Genomic DNA, 3,578 nt, shown 5'->3' with positions numbered 1-3,578 from the left:
AATGTATGGTGTTGCAATTTTAATTATTTCAATGAACATTTATTTCTCAATTGGTTCTATAACTTGTTGTGATTTTACATTCAATTAAAAAGAAGCTCACCTCTGATGAGGAAGTTGTAACATCAATTTATTTAATTAGTGCTTTAAAGATCGCTAAGAAGTTTGCCGTAGTCAATAAACAGTGATTTTATGATCTACTACAGCATAAGTAACTTTATGTGTACAAGCTAATATTGTTGAAATAGTTTGAAAGCTATTTAGCGCAAAAATACATATTTTTAACCCCTTTATAAACCCCTCTTAAACAATCACTTATTCATTATTTATTCTGACTTTTTAATGATCTAAATTAAAGCAAATGTCATTTTGTGTGCTTGACTGCTAAAGGGCAGAGCACTATCCTTTGCCTGCTGGCCACATTGCCAGCCGGCTTTGACAGGCTGAATAATAACTCCCGCATCAGAGCTTTTCCTTCTGAGGAATAGTTTTGTGTGTGGTAGCTACTCGTTCCTTTCCCGTAGCGGTAGGACGGGAGAGGGACACCCTCGGGTGTGCTAGTTTGAGTTATTACTAGTCTGTCAACCTTCTTCCGTTCTGCCACCATAATTCTATAAATGTCTGGCAGAACTCCCAATAAAAAGGAGTTGGCTTTGCACATTCTTAATTTCTTGGCAGCCTTTGCCAAAAGCTATAACGACACAACTTAAATCATATTTATCAGCTTGATGCCCTTTAGGGTTTTCAGGCTTTAAGTCATTACGGCTCAAAAAACTTGCATCAACAATAAAACTTGAGATGTGTCAAGCACAGTCTTACGGCTTTGCTATGCCTTTTTCTCCCAAAAAATTATCTCGTTTAGAAACAACAAGAATTTATAAAGGTAAAAATATGCCAAATTTAGTTCTCCCAACGCGTGCCATAAAAGTTGTAAATCAGTCGATTGTATTGTTTCATCATTACGGGTTTCATACCGTGGGCATCGACAAAATTGTGAAAGAATCTCAAATTCCAAAAGCGACCTTTTATAACTACTTTCATTCTAAAGAGCGGTTTATCGAAATCTGTCTGATCGTACAAAAAGAGCGCTTAAAAGAAAAAGTGGTTTCAATTGCTGAGCATGTAAACCGCACCAACGTGATCGATCAATTAAAGAAACTTTACTTCTTACATAGCGATGTAGAAGGGCTGTACTATTTATTATTTAAAGCCATTTTTGAAACGAAACTGACCTATCCAAAAGCCTATCAAGTCGCAGTGAGATATAGAACGTGGCTTATCAATGAAATCTATAGCCAGCTTAGAACACTGAAAAATGATGTGACTTTTCAGGATGCCAAATTATTTTTATATATGATTGAAGGCGCAATCATTCAGCTTTTAAGCTCGGATGAGGCAATCGAGCAAGAAAGGGTGGTGGATTGTTTTTTGGCGGGGTTGGTTTGTGGCTAAAACGAAAGATGTTTTAATTTAACTGCATCTGCCTGAACGATGCAGTTAAATAATCAATATTAAGAAATTTCTAAAATTTTTTGAGCGATATATAAATCTTGTATAGATAACCCTGAACTATCATAAATTGTGATTTGTTCCTGAGACTGTCTACCTTGAGCATTTGCTAAAAGTACATCACCGATATTGATTAAAGTTGCAGACTCAGGCGCATGTTGAAATTCACCAATGACTTTGGACTGAGTATTAAGATCACAGAATAAACCACTATGTAGAAATAGCTCTGGTGGAAGCTCTTGTTTGCCTTGTTTATCAGACCCCATAGATGAGATATGTGTGCCAGCTTTGACCCATTCTGCTTTAAAAAGAGGAGCGTGTGAGGAAGTCGCGGTCACAATGATATCGGCTTGTTCACAGGCTTCTTTTGCTTCTGAAACCTCAGTTTTAATCCCTAAGTGTTTGAGGTCTTCTGCCATTTTTTCAGCTTTAATTGAGTCGCGTCCTGCTATCAAAATCTGTTCGAAATTTCTAATTCTCGCTAATGCCTCGCATTCATATTTAGCCTGATTTCCAGTACCAAATATGGCTAATACTTTTGAATCTTTTCTTGCCAGTACATGAGTTGCAACCGCATTAGACGCTGCGGTACGAAATGCATTCACTTTACCTGCTTCAATGGCTGCTGCCATTTTTCCATTGGTCTGATTAAATAATAAAATCAGCGCATTATGTCGAGGCAAACCATTTTTAGGGTTATCTTCCCAAAAAGAACCAACCTTAAGACCAGCTAAGTGCTGGGTCGCCGATGACTTAACACTAAATGTATTTTTGCTATCGGATGCATGACCATGCACCACAGAAAAGCTTTTTGTGTCTGGTTGAGTTGCAGCAATTAAAGCTTGGTAAATGGCGTCATAAGCCAGTTCATGATTGATGAGAGCAGAAGATTCAGACTCAGAAATAAATCTCATCACCATCTCCAAAAGTTTATTTAAATTAAAACGCGACTAAGTCTAGAGACATGTGCATATTGAATATCTATCTATGACGTTTTAGCTGACACCATAGATAGATAGCGACTTTTATTAAGCTGATAAAAACTCTACATATTTAGAAATATCGACATTGCCACCACTAATAATGATGCCTATACGTTTGCCTTTTAATTCATTTTTTATATTACGTGCAGCAGCAAATCCGAGACAGCCTGTCGGTTCAACCACCATCTTCATTCTTTCCGCAAAGAACTTCATACAGCTAATCAGTTCTTCGTCTTCTACTGTCAAAATGTCATCTACATTCTTTTGAATAATAGGAAATGTTAATTTGCCTAAATATTGAGTTTGAGCACCATCTGCAATTGTTTGAGGTGTATCAATATGAATAATTTCCCCTTTTCTAAAAGACATTTGTCCATCATTTCCTAGAGCAGGTTCAACCCCATATATTTTACAGTTCGGAGAGAGATGGCGAGCAGACAGGGCAGAACCTGCTAATAAACCGCCACCGCCTAAACATACAAACAGGTAATCTAATTCACCAACTTCTTCAAATAACTCTTTTGCTGCTGTTCCTTGACCCGCAATTACATGCGGATGGTCATAAGATGGAATTAAGGTTAGACCATTTTTTTCGGCGATCTCTTTTCCAATTTTTTCCCGATCTTCCGTATAACGGTCAAATTCAACAATATCGGCGCCGTACTCTCGCGTTGCTGCCATTTTTGCAGCAGGAGCATCTTGGGGCATAACGATTATGGCTGGAATGCTAAGAGTTTTTGCTGACAGTGCAATCGCTTGTGCATGGTTTCCCGAAGAGAAAGCAACCACACCCGCTTTTTTTTGAGCATCATTGAATTGCAAAAGAGCATTCATTGCACCACGAAATTTGAAAGCACCAACACGCTGAAAATTCTCACATTTAAAAAATACTTCTGCTTCAAATTCATTGTTCATAGTACGTGAAGTTAAAACAGGAGTCTTATTTGCAAAACCTTTTATACGTTCAGCAGCGGCGGCGACATCTTCATAAGTTGGAAGGGTTAAATTTGTCATAATTAAACCTAATTCTATTTAATGTTTTCGGATGCAAGATTTGCTATTGCTCAAGCAACACACAATGTATTGACC

3 protein-coding genes are annotated in these 3,578 nt (G+C 37.6%); 1 reads left to right on the top strand and 2 read right to left on the bottom strand.

Annotated features, from left to right (window positions below):
• Positions 1 to 888 precede the first annotated feature (888 nt).
• Positions 889 to 1,449, top strand: a complete 561-nt coding sequence (locus tag HUN22_RS16070; RefSeq protein ID WP_174731442.1) for a TetR/AcrR family transcriptional regulator — start codon at positions 889 to 891, stop codon at positions 1,447 to 1,449.
• A gap of 59 nt (positions 1,450 to 1,508) precedes the next feature.
• Here HUN22_RS16070 and HUN22_RS16065 read toward each other — a convergent pair whose 3' ends face one another.
• Together HUN22_RS16065 and HUN22_RS16060 are read right to left on the bottom strand one after the other, a co-directional pair.
• Entirely contained in the window at positions 1,509 to 2,420 is a 912-nt protein-coding gene (locus tag HUN22_RS16065) for an ornithine cyclodeaminase family protein (RefSeq protein ID WP_174731438.1), read from the bottom strand.
• Between the two features lie 114 nt (positions 2,421 to 2,534).
• Positions 2,535 to 3,503 (bottom strand): threo-3-hydroxy-L-aspartate ammonia-lyase, encoded by a 969-nt coding sequence (locus HUN22_RS16060; RefSeq protein WP_174731435.1) that lies wholly within the window; start codon positions 3,501 to 3,503, stop codon positions 2,535 to 2,537.
• Between the last annotated feature and the right edge of the window lie 75 nt (positions 3,504 to 3,578).

Origin of the sequence: Acinetobacter lactucae, assembly GCF_013344765.1 — a bacterium.
Classification (GTDB): domain Bacteria; phylum Pseudomonadota; class Gammaproteobacteria; order Pseudomonadales; family Moraxellaceae; genus Acinetobacter; species Acinetobacter lactucae_A.
The sequence above is the reverse complement of the archived record's forward strand: the minus strand, read 5'-3'. Positions and strand labels throughout refer to the sequence as shown.

Excerpts from the sequence above, each read along its gene's own strand:
- HUN22_RS16070 (WP_174731442.1), top strand. The coding sequence starts at position 889 with ATGCCAAATTTAGTTCTCCCAACGCGTGCCATAAAAGTTGTAAATCAG.
- HUN22_RS16065 (WP_174731438.1), bottom strand. The coding sequence starts at position 2,420 with ATGAGATTTATTTCTGAGTCTGAATCTTCTGCTCTCATCAATCATGAA.
- HUN22_RS16060 (WP_174731435.1), bottom strand. The coding sequence starts at position 3,503 with ATGACAAATTTAACCCTTCCAACTTATGAAGATGTCGCCGCCGCTGCT.